This is a genomic window from Pseudomonas sp. Xaverov 259 (assembly GCF_019352915.1).
GTDB lineage: Bacteria > Pseudomonadota > Gammaproteobacteria > Pseudomonadales > Pseudomonadaceae > Aquipseudomonas.
The window spans coordinates 619,265-641,939 of sequence record NZ_JAAAFV010000031.1; the positions used below are offsets into that span (position 1 = coordinate 619,265).

Sequence of the window (22,675 nt, forward strand, 5' to 3'; positions counted from 1 at the left end):
GCATGAAGCTACTACTTTCCCGCCTTGCGCTGGCGGTTGGCCTGGCCGCGCCGGTGTTGCTGGCGCACGCGGACGATCAAGTCAAACGCGGCGAATATCTTGCCCGCGCCGCTGACTGCATGGCCTGCCACACCGCACCGGGTGGCGCGCCGTTTGCGGGCGGTTTGCCGATCGTCTCGCCGTTCGGCACCATCTATGGCACCAACATCACCCCGAGCAAAGAGCACGGCATTGGTCTGTACAACGATGACGAATTCTTCGCCGCGCTCACCGAAGGCAAACGCCGGGATGGCGCGAATCTGTACCCGGCGATGCCGTACACCTCGTACCACCTGATGCCCCGTGCAGATTCGGATGCGATCCATGCGTACCTGAAAACCGTCGAGCCCATCGAGCGTGCGGCGCCGGTTACCCGCCTGAGCTTTCCGTTCAACGTGCGCCTGGGCCTGACGGGCTGGAACATGCTCTACGGCAAGGATGTGAAACTTGCGCCGACCGAGGGCAAAAGCGCAGCCTTCCAGCGTGGCCAATACATGGTCGAAGTGCTCGGCCACTGCGGTGAATGCCACACGCCACGGGGCTTGCCCGGCGCGATGCAGCAGGATAAACGCCTGACCGGCGGCGTGCTCAACGGCTATTTGGCACCCAGCCTGTTGGCCACTGACCTGGCCGCTCGCGGCTGGAATCATCAGGACCTGAGCACGTTTCTCAAGCACGGCATGAGTGCCCAGGGCACGATGTTCAACGAGATGTTCCCGGTGTTCCACAACAGCACCCAGGGCCTTACCGATCCGGACCTGGCGGCCATGGCGACCTTCCTGTTGGGCGATCAACCGCCGGTGGCCAAAGTGCTGAGCGAGACGTCGCTGGACGCCATGAGCCCAAGTGCCCAACGCGGCCGTCAGGATTACCTGAACGTCTGCGCCGGTTGCCACGCACCGAACGGCGAGGGCAAGCCGCACATCGCGGTGGCCATGCGCGGCAACACCACGTTGCGCCTGGAAGATCCGCGCAACCTGCTACGGGTGATCGAGGACGGCATCGGCGAGCAGCAATTTACCGGGTTTGAACGCATGCAACCGATGCCGGGTTTTGCCGACAAGCTCAATCACCAACAGCTGACCGACCTGCTCAACTATCTGCGCCAGGGTTGGGGCGGTCAGTCGGGTGAGCTGGCGGTCAGCGACGTGCAGAAGCTGCAGGCCGATGCACCGCCAGCCGAGCACAAGGCGCACTGATATGCAGCATCTGCTGCAGGATGCCGATGGGGGCCGTGTGAATCTGTTTTCAAAGCCTGAATAGCTCAGACAAATGGCTGCCCGCTGAAACCCCGTGGCAGGCGCTGCAACCCTGGCAGGTCGGTGAGGCGTTGTGTCCAGGCACTGCGCCAGTCAACGGCGGTATGGGTTTTGGCCTTGCGCGCAGAGCGGCGGGCGGCATTGCGCTGGGTGCGGCGCGCTTCTTTGTAGGCGTCGGTATTGCGGCAGGTGCGGCATTTGACTCGGTTCAGCTCGGTGCTGGACGTGAGGTTGGTGCCGTGATGGCCGCAAGCCAGATGGCCGGCGACCTTGAAGTGAGTGACCATGCAAGCGTCTCCTTCTTATGGGGGTACGCGCGGCCATAAGGCAGCGGCGGCGCGTGGGCAGGGCGGGGGCAATCAACCCCGAGCCCTCAGGGTTGTGACCTCGCCGGCGGCGCGGCGTTCGGTTTTATTCCACGAGCGGTTCACGCTACCCTGTGGAGCCAACAATCATAAAAAGGAGTGAGTGATGAGCGTCGAAACCTTGCCGCTGGAAGGCAGTTGCCGTTGTAACCGGGTGCGTTTCAGTGTGAATTTGCCGCCGGTAATCACCATGGCATGCCATTGCAGCGGCTGCCAGAAGATGACTGCCAGTGCGTTTTCCCTTAGCGCATTGATTCCCGCCGCTGGCTTTACCGTGATTCAGGGTTGCCCGGTGATGGGGGGCTTGCACGGCGTGGACCGCCATTATTGCTGCCCGCACTGCATGAGCTGGTTGTTTACACGCCCCCATGGCATCGATGAGTTCGTCAATGTGCGTGCGACCTTGCTGGATAACGCCTGCGACTACGTGCCCTTCATGGAAACCTGGACCAGCGAAAAACTGCCGTGGGCCGCCACGCCGGCGGTCGAAAGCTTTGCGCAGTTGCCTGAGCCGCAGGACTTCCCGCGCTTGATGCAAGCCTACGCTGCGTTCAATCAATCAGTGCCAGCAGATCGGTAGTGCCGACGTCCACGCCCGCCTGGGTCAGCAACGTGGTTGCCTGGCCCCGGTGGTGGGTCTGGTGGTTGAAAAAATGCACCAACAGCGCAAAGAACGGCTTGTGGTTCGCCACGCCGCGCATGTTGTGGTACTGCAGGCGCTGGTCCAGGTCGGGCTCGCGCAGGCTGGCGGCCCAGTCGATGATCAATTGGTCGAGCCAGGTGCGGCGGGCCGATAGCTCGCGCAAGTTGGCGAAGGTCAGTTGCTTCAAGTCAGAGGGCATGGCAATTGAAGCCAATGGCGCCAGTGCGGCAAAGCCCGCGGGATGCTCGGCAAACCGTTTGAGCCACACCGTATCACCCAGCGTCAGGTGGTTCAGTGTGCCAAGGATCGAGCCGAAGAACGCCTGCCGATCCGCCGTCAGTTCGGCATCGGTAAGCTGGCTGGCGGCGGCATACACCTTGCGGTTCATCCACTGGTTGTAGTCAGCCAGCAACAAAATATGTTCAAGACGGTTCACGTGGTTTCTCCTTCAACGTGGTGAGGCCATCATAAGGCGTGCCCGCCCGGCGGTCTTGGTGTTCCTGCGGCGGCAAGCTATGGTTGATAAACGCCAATACTATGCTGCGGGAGAGTGACACCATGAATACCGGCAATTTACTTGAACAGCTGCTGCGTGCCAGCCAGCAAGGCGGCGGGGCCTCGGGCGGTGGCCTGGGTGGTTTGCTGGGCGGCTTGTTGAACAGCTCCGGCAGCAGCAACGGCGGCGCTTCGGCAGGTGGTGGGCTGGGTGGTTTATTAGGTGGCCTGGGCGGACTTTTGGGCGGTGCGCCGGCCAGTGGCACCCAGCAAACACGCTCCGACGGGATGAACTATGCGGCATTGGCCTCCCTGGGGATGGCCGCGTTCCAGGCATATCAGGCGTGGCAACGCCAGCAGGCCAGCGCACCGCAGCAAGCCATTCAGACGGTTGACCAGCTTGAGGGTGAGAAAGCTGAAGCCCATAGCCATGCGCTGTTACGTGCTTTGATTGCGGCAGCCAAAGCCGATGGCAGGATTGATGATAACGAGGAGCAAATGATCTCAACCGAGATGGGCCGCCATACCGATGAGCCGCAGTTGAAGCAGTGGCTCAACGACGAAGTCGCAAAGCCCCTGAATGCCGCCGATTTTGCCGAATATGCCGCTGATCCAGGGTTGGCATCCGAGATCTACCTGGCCAGCGTGATGCTGGTCGACGATCAGCAGGACGCAGAGCGCGGCTACCTGGACGAACTGGCGGCGCAGTTGCAACTCGAACCAGAGTTGCAACTGCATCTGGAGCAGCAAGCTAAAAAAGTTTAAAACCGCACGGTTGCGCCGGTGGTCAGCCATTGGTTGTGATCACCGGCGAGGCTCTGCCCAACCACCACATCCACATCCACCAGCTTGCCCACATGGAAGCGCGGCCCGGCTTGCCACGCCTGGTCACCGCCTTCCTGGCCGTAGCGCTCACCGATCAGCGTGAGCGCGTCCGCCAACTGGTACTCAAAACCGGTGCCCCAGGTGAGGCGGTGGTTTTGCTCGCCGCCGTTGTAGGCATGGGTCCAGCCGCCATTGAGGCTCAGGCGCAATGCCTGCAGCGGTTGCCAGGTCAACGGCACGTTAAAGTCCGCGCCGTCGAACGCATGCTGGCGGTCGAGGGCAAAGTGGCTGGTGGCAGACACTGCCATTTGCAGCCCCAGGCTTTCCTGTGACCACACTTGCGCCTTAACTTGCGGGCTGATCTGCGTCTCGGCATCCCCCGCATTACTGGCGCGCGACAGGGCTGCGCTCCATTCCACGGCAGGCAGCGCGCTGAAGGTACACGCCGGGTTAAGCGTCTGGTTATGAATGTTGCCTTGATGGCGGTTGGCGGTGTACCAGGCGTCAACGCTGCATTCGCCCGGATCGTTGATTCCACCGTCGTCGACTACATAGGAACCACCGGCCGCCTGGGCTTTGGAAAACAGCGCGATCAGTAAAATAAGGCCCAGTGTGGTGCCGATAAAGATCAGGTTACGTTGCAGCGCGCGGCGCTTGGCCGGTGGCAGCAGCAACAGGGTATGGCGAGCGCCCCGGTAGTGACGTTCGCGGTATTTGGCAAACCCGTCCGGACGCTGTGGGCTGTGTTTTTTGTGCATGATGCACCTCGCTTTAATTCAGCTTTCTACGGTCAGCACCGAAATGCCGCTGGCTTTGGCCTGGCAGACCAGCTCCGAGGTGTCGTCACCACCCGGCAGGGCGATGATCACGTCGGGACGGCTGTCGGCGAGCATGAAATGGTTGCGCTGGCGTTCCGCCTGCTTGCCGTGGCGTTGCCAATTGGGCGGGTAGCGCACCACGTCGATGCGCATTTCCCGCGCCCATTCCTCGATGTCGCTGCCGAGGAACTGGTTGCCGCCGTGAATCAAAACCTGCACGGGGCGCAGGCGGTGGTAGGCGTCCAGCACTTGGCGGGACTTTTTGGTGTCAGCGTAATGACGACCTGCACAGATAAGCACGCGCATAGTCAGGGTCCTTGTGATGCACGGTGGCGATCGGGCGACCGCCACCGTTTAAACGGCGGGGGTGATCAGTACCACTGCTTGAAGCGGCGGATGTAGATCGTTTTCATCAGTTGGGCCACGCAGCAGTAGGCGAGCAGGGTGCCGACCAGCCATGGGAAGTACGCCAGCGGCAGCGGCTCCAGGCCCACCAGGGTGCCCAGCGGCGAGAACGGCACATAGATCCCCAGCCCGATGACGATGGCGGTCATCATCAACACCGGCCAGGCGGCCGTGCTCTGGAAGAACGGGATCTTGCGGGTGCGCAGCATGTGCACCACCAGGGTTTGCGAGAGCAGGCCCTCGATAAACCAGCCGGACTGGAACAGCGTCTGCATTTCCACACTGTTGGCGCTGAACACGTACCACATCAGCGCAAAGGTGGTGATGTCGAAGATCGACGAGGTCGGCCCGATCCAGATCATGAAGCGGCCGATGTTTTTCGCATCCCACTTGCGCGGTTTGGCCAGGTATTCCTTGTCCATCTTGTCCCACGGCAAAGCCAGCTGGGAGATGTCGTACATCAGGTTTTGTAGCAGCAGGTGAATCGCCAGCATCGGCATGAACGGGATGAACGCACTGGCCACCAGCACCGAGAACACGTTGCCGAAGTTGGAGCTGGCGGTCATGTTCAGGTACTTCATGATGTTGCCGAAGGTTTCGCGGCCCTTGAGCACGCCTTCTTCCAGCACCATCAGGCTCTTTTCCAGCAGGATGATATCGGCTGATTCCTTGGCGATATCGGTGCCGCTGTCCACCGAGATACCCACGTCGGCATCACGCAGCGCCGGCGCATCGTTGATGCCGTCGCCGAGGAAACCCACGGTGTGGCCGTTGGCTTGCAGGGCTTTAAGTACGCGGGACTTCTGCAGTGGCGTGAGCTTGGCAAACACTGTGCGTTCTTCCACGCGGCGCAGCAGGGTGGCATCGTCCATTGCTTCGATTTCCACGCCCAGCAGCGGCTGGCCGGGTTCCAGGCCGACCTGGCGGCAGATCTTGCTGGTGACCACCGCGTTGTCGCCGGTCAACACCTTTACGGCTACGCCGATTTGTTGCAGCGCGGCAATCGCCGGGCCTGCGGTTTCCTTCGGTGGATCAAGGAAGGTCAGGAAGCCTTGGATCACCAGGTTGCGCTCATCGGCCGTGGTGTACTGCTGGCGCGCCATGGATTTAGGGATATTGCGCGTCGCCACCACCAGGACGCGGAAGCCGTCTTCGTTGTAGTCATTGGCCAATGCCAACAGTTCTTCGCGGCGCTGATCATCCAGCGGCACGGCGGTGCCACCTTCGAGCATGTGTGTGGAGATGCTCAACATCTCTTCCACGGCGCCCTTGCACACCAGCAATTGGTCGCCGGCCGTGTCGCGCACCACAATCGACAGACGCCGGCGTACGAAATCGAACGGCAGTTCATCGACCTTGCTGTAGGCCAGCGGCAACTGGAACTTGGGGTTCTGCTCCGAGAACTGCACCACGGCCTGATCCATCAGGTTTTTCATGCCGCTCTGGTGGAAGCTGTTGAGCCAGGCCAGGGACAGCACCGCGTCATCCCGTTGGCCGAAGGCGTTGACGTGATGCTCAAGGATGATCTTGTCCTGGGTCAGGGTGCCGGTCTTGTCGGTACACAGCACGTCCATCGAACCGAAGTTCTGGATCGCATTGAGGCGTTTGACCACCACTTTGCGCTTGGCCATGGCCGTGGCGCCCTTGGCCAGGTTGGCGCTGACGATCATCGGCAGCATTTCCGGGGTCAGGCCCACGGCAACCGCCAGGGCAAACAGGAACGCATCGCCCCAGTCACCTTTGGAGAAGCCGTTGAGGAAGAACACGATCGGCACCATCACCAGCATGAAGCGGATCAACAGCCAGCTGACGCTGTTCACCCCACGGTCGAAGGCGGTTTGCACGCGGGAGCCGACAATCGCCTTGGCCAGGGAGCCAAAGTAAGTGCGCGGCCCGGTGGCAACCACCACGGCCTTAGCGCGGCCGCTGACCACGTTGGTGCCCATAAAGCAGATATTCGGCAGGTCCAGCAGGTTGCCTTGGTCGGCCGCCAGCGTAGAGGCGGATTTTTGCGTGACATCGCCGAGGGTGTCGTACTTCTCCACCGGCAAGGCTTCGCCGGTCAGCACGGCCTGGCTGATAAACAGGTCGCGGGACTCGATCAGGCGGATATCGGCCGGGATCATGTCGCCGGCAGACAGCTGCACGATGTCACCGGCGACCAGCTCGCGCATCGGCACTTCGCGCAGGATCGGCTGGCTGCCGACTTGCTCGCGGCGCAATACGGTGGCGGTGGTGCGCACCATGGCTTTGAGGGCTTCGGCGGATTTGGCCGAGCGGTGTTCCTGCCAGAAACGCAGCAGACTGCTGAGCAGCACCATGGTCATGATGATGATGACCTTGGTCAAATCCACTTCTTCACCGGCCTGCAACGGCAACCAATAGTCAGTGACAAAGCTGATCCCGGCAAGGGTCAGCAGTACATAGATGAACGGGTTGTTCAGTGCCTGCAGGAACTGGACGATGGCGTGAGGCGGCTTGTCGTGGGCCACTTCGTTGTAGCCTTCGCGTTGCAGACGCGCCGAGGCGTCCAGTTCGGTCAGGCCGTCCTGGGTGGCACGCACATTGGCGAGGGTGGCCGACAGGCCGTTCTGGGCTTCACGGGCGGCACGCATCGACAGTTTGGTGTCGGGTGCGGTGCCATTTTTTTTGTGCAGAGGCGTGTTTTTTACGGCGCTCATTGTCTGTACTCCTGTCGCCAATTCTCGACAAAACATACCCGGTACTTACCTGAATACAGGCGAGCGAAAGCATGCCGAGCCGCGGACTTCGCGATCGGTTTAAATAAGGTGTTCACATAACTTCTACAGCGCCCGCCAAGTGCGCGTTAGTTAACTGGCGCGCAGCGGGCTACTACTGGATGTGTTCATAACGAACTCCAGAATAATCATCAGAAAGTTGCTGTTTCCAGCTGGTTTAAGCGGCGCGATTGCTCAGGTAAAACTCGAGCAACAGGCTGGCTTGAGCCAGGGTGGAAACCTTGGGTCTCTGCGGGTCTTGAGGGTCGGCGTGGTCCCAGTGCTGCAGCAATTGGCCGCTGGCAGGGCAGACACGCCAGTGCGCCAGCGGGGGTGCTGGGCGCAGTTGATCTTTGCTTGCTTGAGGGAAGGGTGCAGCAAAGGCTGAGCGCGTAGGTGAAAAGCCTACAGGCTCGCGGCACAGCTTGGCGCGCAGGGCTGCGGCTAGCGTACGAATATCAGGCAAAACAATCAGTTGAAAGGTCATAACACACCTCGGGACCGGACGGGCGACCGGTGAGGCAGTTACGGTGGAGCATCAAGCTCTAGCGCAGCTTACCGGACCTGGAAGGCGAGTCCTGTCATATTCTGGGTTTGGCGCCCGATGCCCGCTAATGCGGTGCTCGGACAGCGACTAGATACTGTGTCCATTGGCTTCTTTTGTGAGGTTTAAAAAAGGCCCCAGTTGTGGGCAGGGGCAATCTACTCAGCTGTATACAAAATGTCAACGCATGATTAATTAAATTATCCCGCGTTCAGAGTTCATTCAGATAAAGACCTCGGCAAGTTGCGCGATATATAACTTCATATCCCTTGGGCCGCCAGAACAGCCAGATATAACAACACTACCCCGCAGGTGCCATAACTGATGCGTTGCCATACCGGTGATGCATTCTTTCGCAGCAGATTGACCAGTGCGGCAATCAGAAAGCATGACAGTACCGACGCGAGCATGAACCCCGCAAAAAACATAAAGGTTTGCCCATGGCTCGGCGTCGCGCCGACGATGCCGGACAAGGCACTGCCCAGCGCGCCCCAATAGACAATGTTCTTTGGGTTGGCGAGAGAAATCGCGGCCCCTACCGCCAGCGCATTCTGACGGGAGCTGGCCGGTGCATTATCCGCTTCGGGCAAGTGCCAGGCATCGATCAGGCTGCGCACCCCCAGCCAGGCCAGGTACAGCGCACACACGACCGTCAGCGGAATGCGTACGGCGTCATGTTGCATCAGCAACGCGATGCCGGTAAGGCCGATCACCGCCCATACAGCGTCGCCTACCAGAGAACCGATTTGCACCAGCAGGGCCGGGGTAAAACCATGAAGCAAGCCACGGCGCAACGTCTCTGCCAGCACCGCGCCGGGTGAGAGGCAAAACACAAAACCGAATACCAGTGCATAAAAGAAGATCGCTAGCATGCCCGCGTCCTTTCGAGAAAGTGCGTGAGCATACGCCGAAGGGCTCGATCAAATCGACTGTTGGTTGACGCGCTGCGACAGTTCATCCGCGCTTTCCTTGCGCTCCGAGTAGCGGTCGACCAAGTCTGGGCGGTCGCGCAGCAACACGGTGAACTTCACCAGTTCTTCCATCACATCGACCACGCGATCGTAGAGCGCCGAAGGCTTCATGCGGTCCTGGTCATCAAACTCCATAAAGGCCTTGGGTACCGAGGACTGGTTGGGGATGGTGAACATACGCATCCAGCGTCCGAGTACGCGCAGTTGGTTAACGGTATTGAAAGATTGCGAACCGCCCGACACCTGCATCACGGCCAAGGTCTTGCCCTGGGTGGGGCGGACGGCGCCGAGGGCCAGCGGCACCCAATCGAGTTGCGCCTTGAACACCGCAGACATCGAACCGTGGCGCTCGGGTGAGCACCACACCTGGCCTTCAGACCACTGCATCAGGTCCAGCAGCTCCTGGACTTTAGGGTGATCGTTGGGTGCATCGTCGGGCAGCGGCAAACCGGACGGGTTGAAAATCCGTGTGTCGGCACCGAAGTGGCGCAGCAGGCGTGCAGCTTCTTCCACCAGCAAACGGCTGAATGAGCGCGCACGCGTGGAGCCGTAAAGCAGCAGGATGCGCGGCGGGTGGCCTGGGCCGGCAGGCAGCGGGCCTGCAAGGGCGCTGTTGAGGTTTGGCAGCGTGGTCATTGCGGTCTCCGGCTACAGTTCTGCGATGCGTGCGAGTTCATCTTTCAACTCGGCAGGGTTGAGGTGGCTGAAGGGAAGGGCGAAGAACGCCTGGCAACGCCTTTCGATGGTGCTGAGGGTGGCCTTGAACGCTGCATCCACTCGGGCCTCATCACCCTGAACATCCGACGGGTCTTCCAAGCCCCAATGCGCCTTTACCGCCGGCCCGAAATACACCGGGCAAGCTTCGCCTGCGGCCTTGTCGCACACAGTAATCACCACATCCGGCGGGCTGCCCTCAAAGGCGTCATTGCCCTTGCTGTACAAACCTGCGGTGCTGATGCCCGCTGCCTGCAACGTGCTGAGGCTGCGCGGCAGCACCTGGCCCTTGGGGAAGCTGCCGGAGCTGATCGCCTCGAAACCTGGCGGTGCCAGATGATTGAACATTGCCTCGGACAAGATGCTGCGGCAGCTGTTGGCGGTACACATGAACAGGACTTTCATTGCGGTATCTCCTTCAGAGACTCAGGCGCAAGGCGAGGGCGGCGAGGGTGATCAACAGCACCGGCAAGGTCAGTACGATGCCGACCTTGAAGTAGTAACCCCAAGTGATGGTGATGCCTTTGCGCGCCAGGATATGCAGCCACAGCAAGGTGGCCAGGCTGCCGATCGGGGTGATTTTCGGGCCCAGGTCGCTGCCGATCACGTTGGCGTAGATCATCGCGTCCTTGACCACGCCCACGGCATGGCTGGACTCGATGGACAGGGCGCCGATCAGCACCGTCGGCAGGTTGTTCATTGCCGATGACAACAGCGCCGTCAGCACGCCGGTGCCCATGGCCGCGCCCCACACGCCGTAAGTGGCAAAGGTATCGAGCCAGGTGGCGAGGTAAGTGGTGAGGCCGGCGTTGCGCAGGCCGTAGACCACCAGGTACATGCCCAGAGAAAACACCACGATCTGCCACGGCGCTTCTTTCAACACCTTGCAGGTGGAAATCTTGTGGCCTTTGGCGGCAATCACCAGCAGCAACACGGCGCACACGGCGGAAATTGCACTGATGGGAATGCCCAGCGGCTCTAACGCGAAACAGCCGACCAGCAAAATACCCAACACCCACCAGCCAGCGCGAAAGGTCGCACGATCATGGATGGCGCTGGTGGGGTCTTCGAGGTCGGCCGGGTCGTAGGCCTGGGGAATATCGCGGCGAAAGAACCACAGCAGTACCGCAAGGGTGGCGGCGACACTGACGAAGTTCACCGGCACCATCACCGCCGCGTATTCGTTGAAGCCGATCTTGAAGTAATCCGCCGAGACGATGTTCACCAGGTTCGACACCACCAGCGGCAGGCTCGCGGTATCTGCGATAAACCCAGCGCCCATGACAAACGCCAGGGTCGCCGCCGGGGAAAAACGCAAGGCCAGCAGCATCGACATGACGATGGGCGTGAGGATCAACGCCGCGCCGTCGTTGGCAAACAGCGCCGAGACCAGCGCACCGAGCAGCACCATATAGGCAAACAGCCGCCGGCCACGCCCACGGCCCCAGCGTGCCACGTGCAGGGCGGTCCAGGCAAAGAAGCCGGCTTCGTCGAGCAGCAGGCTGATGATGATCAGCGCAACAAAGGTGCCGGTGGCGTTCCAGATGATGTGCCACACCACCGGAATATCCGCCAGGCTGATCACCCCGCAGGCCAGGGCCAGAATGGCGCCCATGCTTGCACTCCAGCCGACCCCGAGGCCTTTGGGCTGCCAGATGACCAGAACGATGGTGAAGATAAAAATGCCAAATGCGACAAGCATGAATTAACGCTCCGATGGCTCAGCAGCAGGTGCTGGCCCGTTGTGGTCGGTCGCCCATGGCATCAAGACGCTGCGCGTCGTGGTGCAACCAGGGTTGGTTGGCTTGCAAGGTGGTGTCCAGCACTTGATTGACCCAGGCGGGCAGTGCCGGGTTGATGCGGTAGTAGATCCATTGGCCCTGACGACGATCCAGCAACAACCCGCAACTGCGCAGTTGCGCCAGGTGACGGGAGATCTTTGGCTGGCTGTCGTCCAGAGCATGGATCAGTTCGCACACGCAAAGTTCGCCTTCGCGCAGGATCAATAACGTCAGGCGCGCGCGGGTGGCGTCGGCCAGGCATTTGAATAGGGTGGGCGGGGAGATGGGATCCGACATGATCAAGGTCTTTTAATATATGGTTATCCGAATATACGAATATCCATATATGTAGGTCAATTCCTGAATTCGTTTGATGTGGATCAAATGCCCTCTAATCAACCACAAGTGACTGAAATTAAAATGAAACACGAATGTCCTAAAGTGCCTGCCCATTGCTGATGAAGGATGAACCCGCGTGACCCGTGCCACTCGCAACCTGCGCAAGACCCTCGATTCCGTCGCGGACAATAACGAAACTGCGGCGTTTGACCTGATGCGCGCCGTCGAAAAACTCGGCGATGAAGTGCTGCGCCAACGCCTGCTCAATACCATTCACCGGCTCAATCAGGACGCCCATGAACTGCGTGAAGCGCGCGACTCGGTGGAGCAGGTGTCGGTCAAGCTCGCCTGAGTGCGCAAGATCGTTCAAGACAACCTGCTTTAAACGCTGGCATGCTTGTCGACTGTCTGTCGATGAGCCGTCTCCATGCCCACTGCCTTAGCGCATTACGCCTTCGCCCGCGGCGCCATCGCCGTTATTCCGTTATCCCTGGCCTGTGCGCCGTGGGGGCTGCTCGCCGGGTCCATGGCCATTGACGCGCAATTTACCCCGCTGCAGGCCCAGGGGTTGTCCGCCATCGTGTTTGCCGGTGCTGCGCAGTTGGTGGCCATCGGCATGGTCAAGAGCGGCGCCAGCCTGATCTCGATCGTGCTGACCACGCTGCTGCTGACTTCCCAGCATTTGCTGTATGGCATGCACATGCGCCCGACACTCTCGTCACTCAACGCCCGCTGGCGCATGAGCCTGGGCTTTCTGCTCACTGATGAGTTCTTCGCGCTGGTCAACCACTATGACCGCGAGACGTTCAATCGTTGGTATGCGTTGGGGGTGGGGCTGACGTTTTACATCGCCTGGAATCTCTTTACCCTGGCCGGCATTGTGCTCGGCAAAAGCATTCCTGGGCTTGACCAGTTGGGGTTGGAGTTTTCGATTGCCGCCACTTTCATTGCGTTGATTACGCCCGTGGTGCGCGATGTGCCGACAGTGGTGTGTGTGGCGGTGTCGTTGCTGTTTTCGGTGTGGTTGAGCTTTTTGCACTGGGAATCGGCGGTGGTGGTATCCGGGGTGTTGGGCATGACGGCAGGGTTTGCCTGCAAGCGGCTGGGGGTAGGGCAGAAGTGATCTACATCATGATTGTGGCCATGGGCCTGGTAGTTTTCCTTAACCGTTACCTGTTTATCGAGCCGCGTTTGCCGGTGCGGCTTAACCGTGGGGCGCGGGAGTTTCTGGGGTTTGCAGTGCCGGGGATGCTGACGGCGATTTGCGGGCCGATTATTTTTCTTGCTGATCACAAGCTGAATTTGAGCCCAGCGAATCCTTACCTGCTGGCGGGTGTTTGTGCAGTGGCCTTGATGTTTTGGACGCGTAGCGTGTTGATTACGGTGCTGTTGAGCATGGGGTTGTTTTATTTGTTTCGGTGGTGGTTTTGAGGGGCACGCCTTGGTGTTGCTTTTACTGTGGGAGCCGGGGTTGCCTGCGATGGCATTACCTCGATGTATTCAGAAACACCGTGGTGATGCCATCGCAGGCAAGCCAGCTCCCACAGGTTGACCGCATCTCGCCCTGAAATCGCAGGCAAAAAAAAGCCCGCGGGAGAGCGGGCAGAAGGGAGACTTCTTAAAAATGAGCCTGCCGACTATAGGTGCCAGGCGCACCCTTCACAGTGAAACAAAGTTCATGCACGCATCAGACAATCACCGGAGAGTGGTAAAGTCGCATTTTTTCCAAGGAAGCAATGGCATGCGAAAGCTGGTAATTGGCGCATTGGCAGTGGCCGCACTGTCCGGCTGTGCAGGCTCGAAGATGAAAGACGCGCGCAGCGGTCAGCCCTACAAGACCCTGGCGTCGGACAAAGCCACGTTGGTGGTTGCCCAGTGCATCCAGTTCGGCTGGCAGGACGAGGCGGTGTTCGGCGTTGATGCCGGTGGTTTCAAGGAACCGCTCGAAGCCGGCGGTTTCACCGTCTACACCACAGGCGGCGACTACTTCGCCGATGTGCGCGTAGCCGGTGCCGGCTCCAGCGTCAAATACTATGCAGCCCAGGACACGATGCCGGCCAAGCGTCGTTTGGCCGCACTGGCAACCTGTCTGTAGGCTGTCTCCTTAGCATTTTTCGGAAATGCCCGGCGGGACAGTCGCCGGGCATTGGCTTATCATTCCTCCCGCTCGCTCGACGTGATGGCTCTTTACCAGTACACGGACGTCGAGGCCTGAACGTCGAGCGGGCCTCGTTTCCTTCCTATCGCGGCATGTAGCCTAAATGCCAGCGCCGGGGAATCTTCAGCGACACCAGCCCCAGCACGGCGGCGAATGCGCCACTGACCAGCAGCGCCTTGAGCCCGAGGTGATGCTCCAGCACCGCACCAAGCACTGCGCCCACAAACATACCGGCCCACGGCACCAGTTGCACCCGCCAACCATTACGCCGTTCCCCCAGTATCCAGCGCCCCAGCCCGCGCCCAAAACGTGAGAGCGCGCCGGTCACATAGGTGAGGCCCACCGGCAAACCGTTGACCTCTTCCACGGCGGCATTGAGCATGCCCATGGCCAGGATCGCCGCCAGCAGCGCCGCTAAAGTATCGTCGAAAGGCCACAACGCCGCGCCGCACAGCAAGGCGGCGATGCACAGCAGCAAAGGCAGCGCATGCCGGCGGCTGAAGCGGCTGACCACCACGCCCAAGGCGTTGCCCAGCACAAACACCGCCACCAGCAACACCAGGCGCCCGGTCAGGCCCAGGTCACCGGCGCTGATCGCCACCGCCAGGCGCGTGGTGTTGCCGCTCATGAATGAAACAAAATCACCACTGGCCATAAAGCCAATCGCATCGGTCATGCCTGCCAGCACCGACAGGCTGGCCACCAGCATCAAACCGACCCGCCCGCGCCAGCGTTGGCGATGGGCAAGCGCGGCATTGGCGTAAGGCCTGTGGGACGAAGGCAACATGGGACCGGGCTCCGCGTTGAGATTATTCGGCCACTACCGTAGGACGCTTCGGCCGCGCGTGCAATGACCTCAGACACTTTCCATCAGACACTTTCCAGTCGCCAGCCGGTGGGCTGCCAGAGCAAGTGGTGTGTCGGCCGGATCGCTTGAATGAACGCCTCGTCATGGGACACCGCGACAAGGGCCCCGGTAAACCCGCGCAGCGCTTGCTCAAAGGCCAGTACCGATTCCAGGTCCAGGTGGTTGGTGGGTTCGTCCAGCAATAGCAGTTGCGCCGGGGAATCGCGCCACAGGGCAATCGCCATCGCGGCTTTCAAGCGTTCGCCGCCGCTCAGTTGGCCGGTGGGCTGGGTGACGCGCAGGGCGTCCAGTTGCAACAAGGCCAGGCGCGTGCGCAGCTCGGCTTCGGCCAGGGGCGTGTCGAGCAGGTTGAGCTGTTCGACGATGGAGCGCTCATCCGTCAGCAGCGCCAGGTGCTGATCGATATACGCGGCCGCTACCGACACCGCGCAGTCGCCACTGACAGCTTGCCATTGGCCCGCCAGCAGCTTGAGCAGCGTGGACTTGCCGCAACCGTTCGGCCCGCGCACGGCCACGCGTACCGGGCCGATCAGGTTGAGCGTGAGGTAAGTTGCAGGCTGGTGCGGGTCGAGCCACGGTAGTTGGGCATGCTCCAGGGTGAGTACGTGTCGGCCGTTGGGCAAGGCCGAGCCGGGCAGGGCGAGCAACGTTGGGGTTTCATCGACGACACGCGCATAAGCCTGGCGCACTTGCCCATCCAGCTCGTGCTTATAGGCGTGATGAGCGCTGCGCACTGTGCTGACGATTTCCTTGGCGGCGCCTTTCCAGCGGGCTTTGGTAAAGCGATCAACGTTGGCGGTTTCGGCATGCTTGCGTGAGCGGGCGGCATTGCGTTGCAGGCTGTCGTGATCTTTTTGCAGGCGTTTGCGTTCGCGGCTGCGTTGCAGGCGAGCATGCTCAAGCGCAAGGGCGGCGGCATGCTGTTCGGTATCGCGCTGCTGGCGATAGGCATCGTAGTTGCCGCCATACACACGCATGCCAAGGGGCGACAGTTCGACGATGCGTGACAGTGTATTGAGCAACTGTCGATCATGGCTGACCACCACCAAACCGCCACGCCACTCGCTCAGAACCCGCAACAGCCACTCGCGCCCATGGCTGTCGAGGTGGTTGGTGGGTTCATCCAGCACCAGCAAATCCGGCGCCGCCAACAATGCGCCGATCACGGCCACCCTGGCCAGTTGGCCGCCACTGAGTTGATTGGCCGGGGCTTCAAAACCGAGTGCGTGCAGGCCAGCGTCATCCAGTGCCGTGCGCAAGCGCTCGGCAAGGTCCCAGCGATCGTCAATCAGTTCGAGGTCACCGGGCTGGGCCTCGCCTCGGGCCATGCGCTCAAGTGCGCCCAATGCCTGGGCGGTGCCTGTCACGTGCGCAAGGCTTTGTCCAGCTTGCAGCGCCACGCTCTGGGCGACGTAGGCCACGCGGGCCTGGCCTTCCAGCCTACCGGTAGAGGGCGCAAGCACCCCGGCAAGCAGCTTCGCCAGGATACTTTTGCCGCGACCATTACGGCCGACAATCCCGGTGGGTGTGTAATCAATGGACAAGGTGAGGTCGTCCAGCAAGGTTTCGCCATTGGCGAACTGGAAGCACACGTGTTGCAGGGAAACCAATACGGGCAGGCGTTTGACGTCAGTCATCAGCACCTCCAAAAAAATGTCGAACAGGCCAACAAGCGCGCCAGGCGGCTTGTTGCAGATACATTTTGGAAGGCTTAGTTGTTCACGTCGGCGCTCATCCCGTGAGTCAGAAAGGACCCGCAGGCTAACCCAGCTTGGCGCGCTTGGGCAAGTCGGCAGTCAATTGCTCCAGGAACATCGCCAGCGCGACTTCTTCGGCTTTAAGGCCTTTGCGCACCCGTGGCTTGGGCAGTTTGGACAGCTCGCCCAGGCTGAAATGCTCCAGCACGGCGGGGTGGATATAGCACTTGCGGCACACGGCCGGCGTATTGCCCAGCTGCTTGGCGACGTCCTTGACCATCGCCACCACGTGCCGCTTGGCATCGGATTCGGGCTGCCACTCCAATTCGCGCAACACCGCCAGCGCCATCGCGGTGCCGGCCCAGGTGCGGTAATCCTTGGCGGTGAAATCGGCGCCGGTGAGGCTGTGCAAATAGGCATTCACGTCGTGGGAACTGACGGTGTGGCGCTCGCCGTCTTCGTCCGGGTACTGAAACAGATTCTGCCCCGGCAACTCCAGGCAGCGCTTGACCACCGTGGCCAGGCGCCGGTCCTTGACGCTGACCTGGTGCTCGACGCCACTCTTGCCGCGAAACTGGAACTGGATCTCGCTGCCCTTGATGTCCACATGGCGGTTGCGCAGGGTGGTCAACCCGTAGGATTTGTTGTCGCGGGCGTACTGGGTGTTGCCGACGCGAATCAGCGTGGCGTCCAACAGCATCACCACGGTGGCCAGGACTTTTTCGCGGGTGAACCCAGGCGCGGCGATTTGCGCTTCCAATTGCTTGCGCAGTTTGGGCAAGGCATTGCCGAACTCTTGCAGGCGCGAGTACTTGTCGGTGTCGCGCACTTCGCGCCAGCGCGCGTGGTAGCGATACTGCTTGCGGCCGCGCGCATCACGGCCGGTGGCTTGCAGGTGGCCGCGCGGGTCGGCGCAGATCCATACGTCGGTGTAGGCCGGTGGCACGGCCAGCGCATTCAGGCGCTTGATTTCATCGGCATCGGTGATGCGCTGGCCTTTGGGGTCGAGATACTCAAACTTGCCGCGTAGTTTTTTACGGCGGATGCCGGGTTGGCTGTCGTCCACATAATGCAGGTCGCGGGGCAGGTCGGCAGGCAGCGCAGAGTCGGGCATGGTGCAAGTTCCTTGGCAATAGATCAGGCCGGTATACCTGATTGACCGCAGGGTTTTGCGCGCGTGCCAAATACTTACGCCAGCACCGCCACCGCCTTGATTTGCGCCCACAACGCCTGGCCCGGATGCAGTTGCAGTTGATCGCGGGAGAAGCGTGTAATCCTCGCCAGCAGCGGCGTACCGCCAGCGTCCAGGCGCACCAGTACATGGGCGCTGTTGTCCGCCGCTATTTCCTGGGTGACCGTTACCGGCAAGCGGTTGAGGATGCTGCTGGCTTCTTCGGCCTGCAGGCTGAGGCTGACGTCGCGCGCCTGCACCTTGACCCGCGAATGTTTACCCAACGCCAGCGGCGCATGGGCTACACGGATCTGCAAAGGGCTGTCGGGCAACTGCAAGGTGAGCAATTGGTAGTGCGCGTCAAAGGCAACCACCGTGCCGTTGATGACCACACCGGCGTCATCGCCCAGCGCCATCGGCAAGTCCAGGCGTGCCAGGGTTTCGCCGATGGGGCCGCTGGCCAGTGCCTTGCCGTCGCTTAATAGCACGATGTGATCGGCCAGGCGCGCCACTTCGTCCTGGGCATGGCTGACGTACAGCACGGGGATATCCAACTCATCGTGCAGACGTTCGAGGTAGGGCAGAATCTCGCTCTTGCGTTTGCTGTCCAGGGCTGCCAGCGGCTCATCCATCAACAACAACTGCGGGCTGGTGAGCAGGGCGCGGGCGATGCCGACGCGCTGGCGTTCACCGCCGGACAAGTGCTGCGGGTGGCGTTCAAGCAAGTGGCCGATGCCCAGCAGTTCGGCAGCCTGGGCCATGTCCACACGGCGAAGCGCGCGGGCAATACGCTTGAGGCCAAACTCCAGATTGGCGCGCACCGACAGGTGCGCAAACAGGCTGGCCTCCTGGAACACATAGCCCAATGCGCGCTTATGCGGCGGCACAAACACGCCGTTTCGGCTGTCTTGCCAGACCTCTTCGTTAACCTGGATAAAGCCGTCTTCAGCCCGCTCAAGCCCGGCAATACAGCGCAGGCAGGTGGTCTTGCCAGACCCGGAATGCCCGTACAGCGCGGTCACGCCACGGCCGGGCAGGTGCAGGTCCACGTCGAGGGCGAAGCCTGGGTACTTCAGGTTCAGGCGTACATCAATCATGGCGGTCAGCTCCAGCCCATCTTGGTTTTACGGCTGGAATAGAGCGCCAGCAATACGAGAAACGCGAACACCACCATGGAACCGGCCAGCCAATGGGCCTGGGCATATTCCATGGCTTCGACGTGGTCGTAGATCTGCACCGAGACCACACGGGTCTTGTCGGGGATATTGCCGCCGATCATCAGCACCACGCCAAACTCACCGACGGTGTGGGCAAAGCCCAGAATCGAGGCGGTGATAAACCCCGGGCGGGCCAGGGGCAGGATCACCGTGAAAAACGTGTCCCAAGGGTTGGCGCGCAGCGTCGCTGCCACTTCCAATGGGCGCGTGCCAATGGCGGAGAAGGCGTTTTGCAACGGCTGCACCACAAACGGCATGGAATAGATCACCGAGCCGATCACCAGCCCGGCGAAACTGAAGGTCAGGGTGCCCAGGCCCAGCCATTGGGTGAACTGGCCGAAGTAGCCGTTGGGCCCCATGGTCAACAACAGGTAAAAGCCGATGACCGTTGGTGGCAACACCAACGGCAACGCAACAATCGCGCCTATGGGACCGCGCCACCAGGAGCGGGTGCGCGACAGCCACAGGGCAATCGGAGTGCCGATGATCAGCAGGATCACAGTGGTCAGTGACGCCAGTTTGAGGGTCAACCAGATGGCGGAAAAATCGGCACTCGACAACGGCATATTCAGTTGGCCAATTCGTAACCGTAGGACTTGATCACCGCAGCGGCTTTTGGCCCCTTGAGGTATTCAACCAGGGCTTTGGCCGCCGCGCTGTCCTTGCCTTTATTGAGGATCACCGCGTCTTGCTTGATCGGGTCATGCATGGCCGCCGGGACGATCCACGCCGAACCGCTGGTGACCTTGCCGTCCTTGTAGATCTGCGACAGCGCGACAAAACCCAGCTCGGCGTTACCGGTGGACACGAACTGGTAGGCCTGGGTGATGTTCTGGCCTTCGACCAGCTTGTCCTTGACCTTCTCGGTCAAGCCTTCTTTAGCCAGCACTTGAGTGGCCGCAAGGCCATAAGGTGCCGCTTTCGGGTTGGCGATGGACAGGTGCTTGAAGTCGTTTTTCTTCAGTACGTCGCCCTTGGCATCCACATAACCTTCTTTTGCCGACCACAGCGCCAGGGTGCCGACCGCGTAAGTGAAGCGTGAACCTTTGACCGTGTCGCCTTCGGTTTCAAGCTTTTGCGGGGTGGTGTCATCGGCGCTCAGGAATACTTCGAACGGCGCCCCGTTCTTGATCTGGGTATAGAACTGGCCTGTAGCGCCGTAGGCAGCGACCAGTTTGTGGCCGGTGTCTTTTTCGAAATCGGCGGCAATCGCCTGGATCGGCGCGGTGAAGTTGGCGGCGACCGCCACCTGGACTTCATCGGCGTGGGCCGAGCCAAAAGCAAAAGCGGCAATCAGGCTGGCCAGGGCAGTGGGGGCCAGGCGTGAAGCACGGATCATCATGAAGCAGCTCCTTGGGGGGTTGTACGGCGTGTTATAGGTAGAAGGCTTTACCGCTATGTATGGGAATATATAGCGGTTGGCCATTGCCGGTACAGTGCAAAGTTGCCCCAGGTGTCAGTTGCGGGTGAGCTTGGCCAGCGCCTGTTCGGCCAACTGACGGGTCAGGTCATAGCTGGAAATATCTTTACCCAGACGCAGCGCCTGGCCGGCCCAGAGGTTGCTGAAGCCGGCTTCATCCTTGGCCTTGAGCGGCATCAGGGCGCCGCCAGAGGTGGGGAATGCCGGTGCCGCCGGGTTGATCGCACCGAGCTCACGCATCACTCGATTGACGATGCCACGCGCCGGGCGGCCGGTGAACAGGTTGGTCAGCGCGGTTTCGCTGGCCTGGGCGTGGCGCAGTGCGTGGTGGTGGGAGGCGCTGACGGTGGCTTCAGGGGTAAACAGGTACGCGGTGCCGATTTGCACCGCAGAAGCACCCAGGGCGAATGCCGCAACGATGCCGCGTGCATCGCCAATGCCGCCTGCGGCGATCACCGGCACCTTTACCGCGTCGACGATTTGCGGCACCAGCGCCATCAAGCCTATTTGCGTGTTGAGGTCGTCGCTGAGGAAAATCCCTCGGTGCCCGCCGGCTTCAATGCCCATCGCAATGATTGCATCGCAGCCTTGCTGTTCGAGCCAAACGGCTTCTTCAACGGTGGTGGCCGAGGACAGCACCTTGGCGCCGGTGGCTTTTACCCGATTGAGCAAGGCTTTTTCCGGCAGACCAAAGTGAAAGCTCACCACCTCGGGGCGGAACTCTTCGACGACTGTGCAAGCCGCTTCGTTGAACGGCGCGCGGTTGGACACCGGAGTCGGTGCATCAAAATCGGCCCCAAGCTCGCGGTAGTAGGGCTCCAGCAACGCCTTCCAGCGCTGGTCACGCGCTTGATCAACTGCTGGCGGTTTATGGCAAAAAAAATTGACGTTGATCGGGCCTTTGCTGGCTTGGCGAATGGTACTCAAGGCTTCGCGCAGTTGCTCGATGCTCAGCGCGGCGGCGGGCATTGAGCCCAAGGCGCCGGCCTGATTAGCGGCGATGACCATCGCAGGGGTGGTGGCGCCGGCCATCGGCGCCTGGATGATAGGCACGTCGATGCCCAGCAGGTCGAGAATGCGGGTGTCTGGCCAGGTGCTCATGGGATGCGTCTCCAGCGTGAGTAAGACTTTGCGCTGTTTTAGCAGGGCCATTGGCACCCGGCCAGTCTGTTTTATTCACTGGACTAAGCGGCAGTTTCGTGCGCTCAGGTCAGTCAATGGCGTGCCCCAGTACCGCGTGAATGCGCTCGGCAATATGCGCGGCGTGGGTTTCGAGGGCGAAGTGGCCGGTGTCCAGCAATTCGACCACGGCATTCGCATTGTCGCCTGCGTAGGCGTGGGCGCCAGGCGGAATGAAAAACGGGTCGTTCTGGCCCCAGATCACCAGCGTCGGCACCTGCGTGGCCTTGAAAAACGCCTGGAACGCCGGGTACAGCGTGAGGTTATTGCGGTAATCAAGGAACAGGTCCAGTTGGATCTCATCGTTGCCTGGGCGCTGCATCAACAGCACATCGAGCATGTAGGACTCCGGCGCGATCACCTCCGGTGTACTCACGCCGTGCAGGTACTGGTAGCGCGTGCCTTCCAGGCTGATCACCGCGTTGCGGATCACCTCGCGATTGGCCTGGCTGGGCTCGGCCCAATAGGCACGAATCGGTGCCCAGGCATCGCCCAGGCCTTCCAGGTAGGCGTTGCCATTTTGCGAGACCAACGCGCTGACCCGTTGCGGATGGGCCACCGCCAGCCGCAGGCCAACAGGTGCGCCGTAATCGAAGACGTACAGGGCGTAGCGTGTCAGGTTCAGCGCGTCGACGAAATGCCCCACGGTGGTTGCCAGGTTATCGAAGCTGTAATGGTAGTCACGTTCGGCAGGCACTTCGGTGAAGCCGAAACCTGGCAAGTCCGGCGCAATCACCCGAAAACGCGTAGCCAGCAGCGGGATCAGGTCACGGTACATGTGCGAAGAACTCGGGAAGCCGTGCAGCAGCAAAATGACCGGGGCCGCGGGGTCGCCGGCTTCACGGTAGAACATGCGCACACCGTCGGCATCGACGTGGTGGTAGCGAACGGCAGGGGCTTGGATAGACATGATAAGGGCGCCTTTTGTAACTTGATTGGTTGGTTATACGGGTTACTGCTTAAAAAGCTGCGCCAAAATATGTAACCTGTCAAATTAATTAAACAGGTTAGCTTTCGGATCGCTGTAAC

Annotated in this window: 26 protein-coding genes; 7 read left to right on the forward strand and 19 right to left on the reverse strand. The window is 60.9% G+C overall.

The window, feature by feature from the left end:
• Window positions 1-2: 2 nt before the first annotated feature.
• Window positions 3-1,238: a cytochrome c gene (locus K0H48_RS13240; RefSeq protein ID WP_219267811.1), complete on the forward strand. Its 1,236-nt coding sequence runs from the start codon at window positions 3-5 to the stop codon at window positions 1,236-1,238.
• Window positions 1,239-1,303: 65 nt separating this feature from the next.
• On the opposite strand, the gene K0H48_RS13245 is transcribed toward K0H48_RS13240, so the two are convergent.
• Window positions 1,304-1,585 carry a hypothetical protein gene (locus K0H48_RS13245; RefSeq protein WP_017138846.1) on the reverse strand — a complete coding sequence of 94 codons (282 nt, stop codon included), beginning with the start codon at window positions 1,583-1,585 and terminating at the stop codon, window positions 1,304-1,306.
• A gap of 184 nt (window positions 1,586-1,769) precedes the next feature.
• Between K0H48_RS13245 and K0H48_RS13250 the strand changes: the two genes are divergently transcribed.
• On the forward strand, window positions 1,770-2,243 hold the full coding sequence (locus tag K0H48_RS13250; RefSeq protein WP_219267812.1) for a GFA family protein: 474 nt from the start codon (window positions 1,770-1,772) through the stop codon (window positions 2,241-2,243).
• On the opposite strand, the gene K0H48_RS13255 is transcribed toward K0H48_RS13250, so the two are convergent.
• Complete coding sequence (locus K0H48_RS13255) at window positions 2,215-2,742, reverse strand: DinB family protein (protein WP_219267813.1); 528 nt, start codon at window positions 2,740-2,742, stop codon at window positions 2,215-2,217. The genes K0H48_RS13250 and K0H48_RS13255 overlap by 29 nt on opposite strands.
• A gap of 122 nt (window positions 2,743-2,864) precedes the next feature.
• Between K0H48_RS13255 and K0H48_RS13260 the strand changes: the two genes are divergently transcribed.
• A complete protein-coding gene (locus tag K0H48_RS13260) occupies window positions 2,865-3,566 on the forward strand; it encodes a tellurite resistance TerB family protein (protein ID WP_219267814.1) in 702 nt (233 codons plus the stop codon).
• Here K0H48_RS13260 and K0H48_RS13265 read toward each other — a convergent pair.
• The 9 genes from K0H48_RS13265 to K0H48_RS13305 form a co-directional block, all read right to left on the reverse strand.
• Complete coding sequence (locus K0H48_RS13265; RefSeq protein ID WP_219267815.1) at window positions 3,563-4,384, reverse strand: hypothetical protein; 822 nt, start codon at window positions 4,382-4,384, stop codon at window positions 3,563-3,565. The genes K0H48_RS13260 and K0H48_RS13265 overlap by 4 nt on opposite strands.
• Window positions 4,385-4,402: 18 nt before the next feature.
• Complete coding sequence (locus K0H48_RS13270; protein WP_058420367.1) at window positions 4,403-4,750, reverse strand: DUF2493 domain-containing protein; 348 nt, start codon at window positions 4,748-4,750, stop codon at window positions 4,403-4,405.
• A 65-nt stretch (window positions 4,751-4,815) separates the two neighbouring features.
• Window positions 4,816-7,530: a magnesium-translocating P-type ATPase gene (gene mgtA, locus K0H48_RS13275; RefSeq protein ID WP_219267816.1), complete on the reverse strand. Its 2,715-nt coding sequence runs from the start codon at window positions 7,528-7,530 to the stop codon at window positions 4,816-4,818.
• Between the two features lie 235 nt (window positions 7,531-7,765).
• Entirely contained in the window at window positions 7,766-8,074 is a 309-nt protein-coding gene (locus K0H48_RS13280) for a hypothetical protein (RefSeq protein WP_219267817.1), read from the reverse strand.
• Window positions 8,075-8,391: 317 nt separating this feature from the next.
• Window positions 8,392-9,003 (reverse strand): LysE family transporter, encoded by a 612-nt coding sequence (locus K0H48_RS13285; protein WP_138817818.1) that lies wholly within the window; start codon window positions 9,001-9,003, stop codon window positions 8,392-8,394.
• 48 nt (window positions 9,004-9,051) lie between these two features.
• Window positions 9,052-9,738 carry an arsenical resistance protein ArsH gene (gene arsH / locus K0H48_RS13290; protein ID WP_219267818.1) on the reverse strand — a complete coding sequence of 229 codons (687 nt, stop codon included), beginning with the start codon at window positions 9,736-9,738 and terminating at the stop codon, window positions 9,052-9,054.
• A 12-nt stretch (window positions 9,739-9,750) separates the two neighbouring features.
• Complete coding sequence (locus K0H48_RS13295) at window positions 9,751-10,221, reverse strand: arsenate reductase ArsC (RefSeq protein WP_219267819.1); 471 nt, start codon at window positions 10,219-10,221, stop codon at window positions 9,751-9,753.
• 13 nt (window positions 10,222-10,234) lie between these two features.
• Window positions 10,235-11,518, reverse strand: coding sequence for an arsenic transporter (locus K0H48_RS13300; RefSeq protein WP_219267820.1), 1,284 nt, complete (start codon window positions 11,516-11,518; stop codon window positions 10,235-10,237).
• 19 nt (window positions 11,519-11,537) lie between these two features.
• Entirely contained in the window at window positions 11,538-11,894 is a 357-nt protein-coding gene (locus tag K0H48_RS13305) for a metalloregulator ArsR/SmtB family transcription factor (protein WP_219267821.1), read from the reverse strand.
• Between the two features lie 178 nt (window positions 11,895-12,072).
• Between K0H48_RS13305 and K0H48_RS13310 the strand changes: the two genes are divergently transcribed.
• The 4 genes from K0H48_RS13310 to K0H48_RS13325 all read left to right on the forward strand — a co-directional run bounded on the left by K0H48_RS13310 (window position 12,073) and on the right by K0H48_RS13325 (window position 14,031).
• Entirely contained in the window at window positions 12,073-12,288 is a 216-nt protein-coding gene (locus K0H48_RS13310) for a hypothetical protein (RefSeq protein ID WP_017138831.1), read from the forward strand.
• Between the two features lie 75 nt (window positions 12,289-12,363).
• Entirely contained in the window at window positions 12,364-13,059 is a 696-nt protein-coding gene (locus K0H48_RS13315) for an AzlC family ABC transporter permease (RefSeq protein ID WP_219267822.1), read from the forward strand.
• On the forward strand, window positions 13,056-13,367 hold the full coding sequence (locus K0H48_RS13320) for an AzlD domain-containing protein (RefSeq protein ID WP_138817823.1): 312 nt from the start codon (window positions 13,056-13,058) through the stop codon (window positions 13,365-13,367). The genes K0H48_RS13315 and K0H48_RS13320 overlap by 4 nt, the downstream gene beginning before the upstream one ends.
• A 310-nt stretch (window positions 13,368-13,677) precedes the next feature.
• Complete coding sequence (locus K0H48_RS13325; protein WP_219267823.1) at window positions 13,678-14,031, forward strand: lipoprotein; 354 nt, start codon at window positions 13,678-13,680, stop codon at window positions 14,029-14,031.
• A 145-nt stretch (window positions 14,032-14,176) separates the two neighbouring features.
• On the opposite strand, the gene K0H48_RS13330 is transcribed toward K0H48_RS13325, so the two are convergent.
• The 8 genes from K0H48_RS13330 to K0H48_RS13365 all read right to left on the reverse strand — a co-directional run bounded on the left by K0H48_RS13330 (window position 14,177) and on the right by K0H48_RS13365 (window position 22,556).
• Window positions 14,177-14,881, reverse strand: coding sequence for a YoaK family protein (locus K0H48_RS13330; protein ID WP_219267824.1), 705 nt, complete (start codon window positions 14,879-14,881; stop codon window positions 14,177-14,179).
• An 83-nt stretch (window positions 14,882-14,964) separates the two neighbouring features.
• A complete protein-coding gene (locus K0H48_RS13335) occupies window positions 14,965-16,599 on the reverse strand; it encodes an ABC-F family ATP-binding cassette domain-containing protein (protein WP_219267825.1) in 1,635 nt (544 codons plus the stop codon).
• Between the two features lie 124 nt (window positions 16,600-16,723).
• Complete coding sequence (locus K0H48_RS13340; protein WP_219267826.1) at window positions 16,724-17,773, reverse strand: DNA topoisomerase IB; 1,050 nt, start codon at window positions 17,771-17,773, stop codon at window positions 16,724-16,726.
• A gap of 74 nt (window positions 17,774-17,847) precedes the next feature.
• Window positions 17,848-18,927, reverse strand: coding sequence for a molybdenum ABC transporter ATP-binding protein (gene modC / locus K0H48_RS13345; protein WP_219267827.1), 1,080 nt, complete (start codon window positions 18,925-18,927; stop codon window positions 17,848-17,850).
• A gap of 5 nt (window positions 18,928-18,932) precedes the next feature.
• Window positions 18,933-19,619, reverse strand: a complete 687-nt coding sequence (gene modB, locus K0H48_RS13350; RefSeq protein ID WP_176727930.1) for a molybdate ABC transporter permease subunit — start codon at window positions 19,617-19,619, stop codon at window positions 18,933-18,935.
• Complete coding sequence (gene modA, locus K0H48_RS13355) at window positions 19,616-20,389, reverse strand: molybdate ABC transporter substrate-binding protein (protein ID WP_219267828.1); 774 nt, start codon at window positions 20,387-20,389, stop codon at window positions 19,616-19,618. Before modA ends, modB begins: the two co-directional genes overlap by 4 nt.
• A 114-nt stretch (window positions 20,390-20,503) precedes the next feature.
• Window positions 20,504-21,568, reverse strand: coding sequence for a nitronate monooxygenase family protein (locus K0H48_RS13360; RefSeq protein ID WP_219267829.1), 1,065 nt, complete (start codon window positions 21,566-21,568; stop codon window positions 20,504-20,506).
• Window positions 21,569-21,677: 109 nt separating this feature from the next.
• The gene (locus K0H48_RS13365; protein WP_219267830.1) at window positions 21,678-22,556 is read right to left on the reverse strand and encodes an alpha/beta fold hydrolase; all 879 of its coding nucleotides are present in this window, start codon (window positions 22,554-22,556) and stop codon (window positions 21,678-21,680) included.
• Window positions 22,557-22,675 lie beyond the last annotated feature (119 nt).

Excerpts from the sequence above, each read along its gene's own strand:
- K0H48_RS13240 (WP_219267811.1), top strand. The coding sequence starts at position 3 with ATGAAGCTACTACTTTCCCGCCTTGCGCTGGCGGTTGGCCTGGCCGCG.
- K0H48_RS13245 (WP_017138846.1), bottom strand. The coding sequence starts at position 1,585 with ATGGTCACTCACTTCAAGGTCGCCGGCCATCTGGCTTGCGGCCATCAC.
- K0H48_RS13250 (WP_219267812.1), top strand. The coding sequence starts at position 1,770 with ATGAGCGTCGAAACCTTGCCGCTGGAAGGCAGTTGCCGTTGTAACCGG.
- K0H48_RS13260 (WP_219267814.1), top strand. The coding sequence starts at position 2,865 with ATGAATACCGGCAATTTACTTGAACAGCTGCTGCGTGCCAGCCAGCAA.
- K0H48_RS13265 (WP_219267815.1), bottom strand. The coding sequence starts at position 4,384 with ATGCACAAAAAACACAGCCCACAGCGTCCGGACGGGTTTGCCAAATAC.
- K0H48_RS13270 (WP_058420367.1), bottom strand. The coding sequence starts at position 4,750 with ATGCGCGTGCTTATCTGTGCAGGTCGTCATTACGCTGACACCAAAAAG.
- mgtA (WP_219267816.1), bottom strand. The coding sequence starts at position 7,530 with ATGAGCGCCGTAAAAAACACGCCTCTGCACAAAAAAAATGGCACCGCA.
- K0H48_RS13280 (WP_219267817.1), bottom strand. The coding sequence starts at position 8,074 with ATGACCTTTCAACTGATTGTTTTGCCTGATATTCGTACGCTAGCCGCA.
- K0H48_RS13285 (WP_138817818.1), bottom strand. The coding sequence starts at position 9,003 with ATGCTAGCGATCTTCTTTTATGCACTGGTATTCGGTTTTGTGTTTTGC.
- arsH (WP_219267818.1), bottom strand. The coding sequence starts at position 9,738 with ATGACCACGCTGCCAAACCTCAACAGCGCCCTTGCAGGCCCGCTGCCT.
- K0H48_RS13295 (WP_219267819.1), bottom strand. The coding sequence starts at position 10,221 with ATGAAAGTCCTGTTCATGTGTACCGCCAACAGCTGCCGCAGCATCTTG.
- K0H48_RS13300 (WP_219267820.1), bottom strand. The coding sequence starts at position 11,518 with ATGCTTGTCGCATTTGGCATTTTTATCTTCACCATCGTTCTGGTCATC.
- K0H48_RS13305 (WP_219267821.1), bottom strand. The coding sequence starts at position 11,894 with ATGTCGGATCCCATCTCCCCGCCCACCCTATTCAAATGCCTGGCCGAC.
- K0H48_RS13315 (WP_219267822.1), top strand. The coding sequence starts at position 12,364 with ATGCCCACTGCCTTAGCGCATTACGCCTTCGCCCGCGGCGCCATCGCC.
- K0H48_RS13325 (WP_219267823.1), top strand. The coding sequence starts at position 13,678 with ATGCGAAAGCTGGTAATTGGCGCATTGGCAGTGGCCGCACTGTCCGGC.
- K0H48_RS13330 (WP_219267824.1), bottom strand. The coding sequence starts at position 14,881 with ATGTTGCCTTCGTCCCACAGGCCTTACGCCAATGCCGCGCTTGCCCAT.
- K0H48_RS13335 (WP_219267825.1), bottom strand. The coding sequence starts at position 16,599 with ATGACTGACGTCAAACGCCTGCCCGTATTGGTTTCCCTGCAACACGTG.
- K0H48_RS13340 (WP_219267826.1), bottom strand. The coding sequence starts at position 17,773 with ATGCCCGACTCTGCGCTGCCTGCCGACCTGCCCCGCGACCTGCATTAT.
- modC (WP_219267827.1), bottom strand. The coding sequence starts at position 18,927 with ATGATTGATGTACGCCTGAACCTGAAGTACCCAGGCTTCGCCCTCGAC.
- modA (WP_219267828.1), bottom strand. The coding sequence starts at position 20,389 with ATGATGATCCGTGCTTCACGCCTGGCCCCCACTGCCCTGGCCAGCCTG.
- K0H48_RS13360 (WP_219267829.1), bottom strand. The coding sequence starts at position 21,568 with ATGAGCACCTGGCCAGACACCCGCATTCTCGACCTGCTGGGCATCGAC.
- K0H48_RS13365 (WP_219267830.1), bottom strand. The coding sequence starts at position 22,556 with ATGTCTATCCAAGCCCCTGCCGTTCGCTACCACCACGTCGATGCCGAC.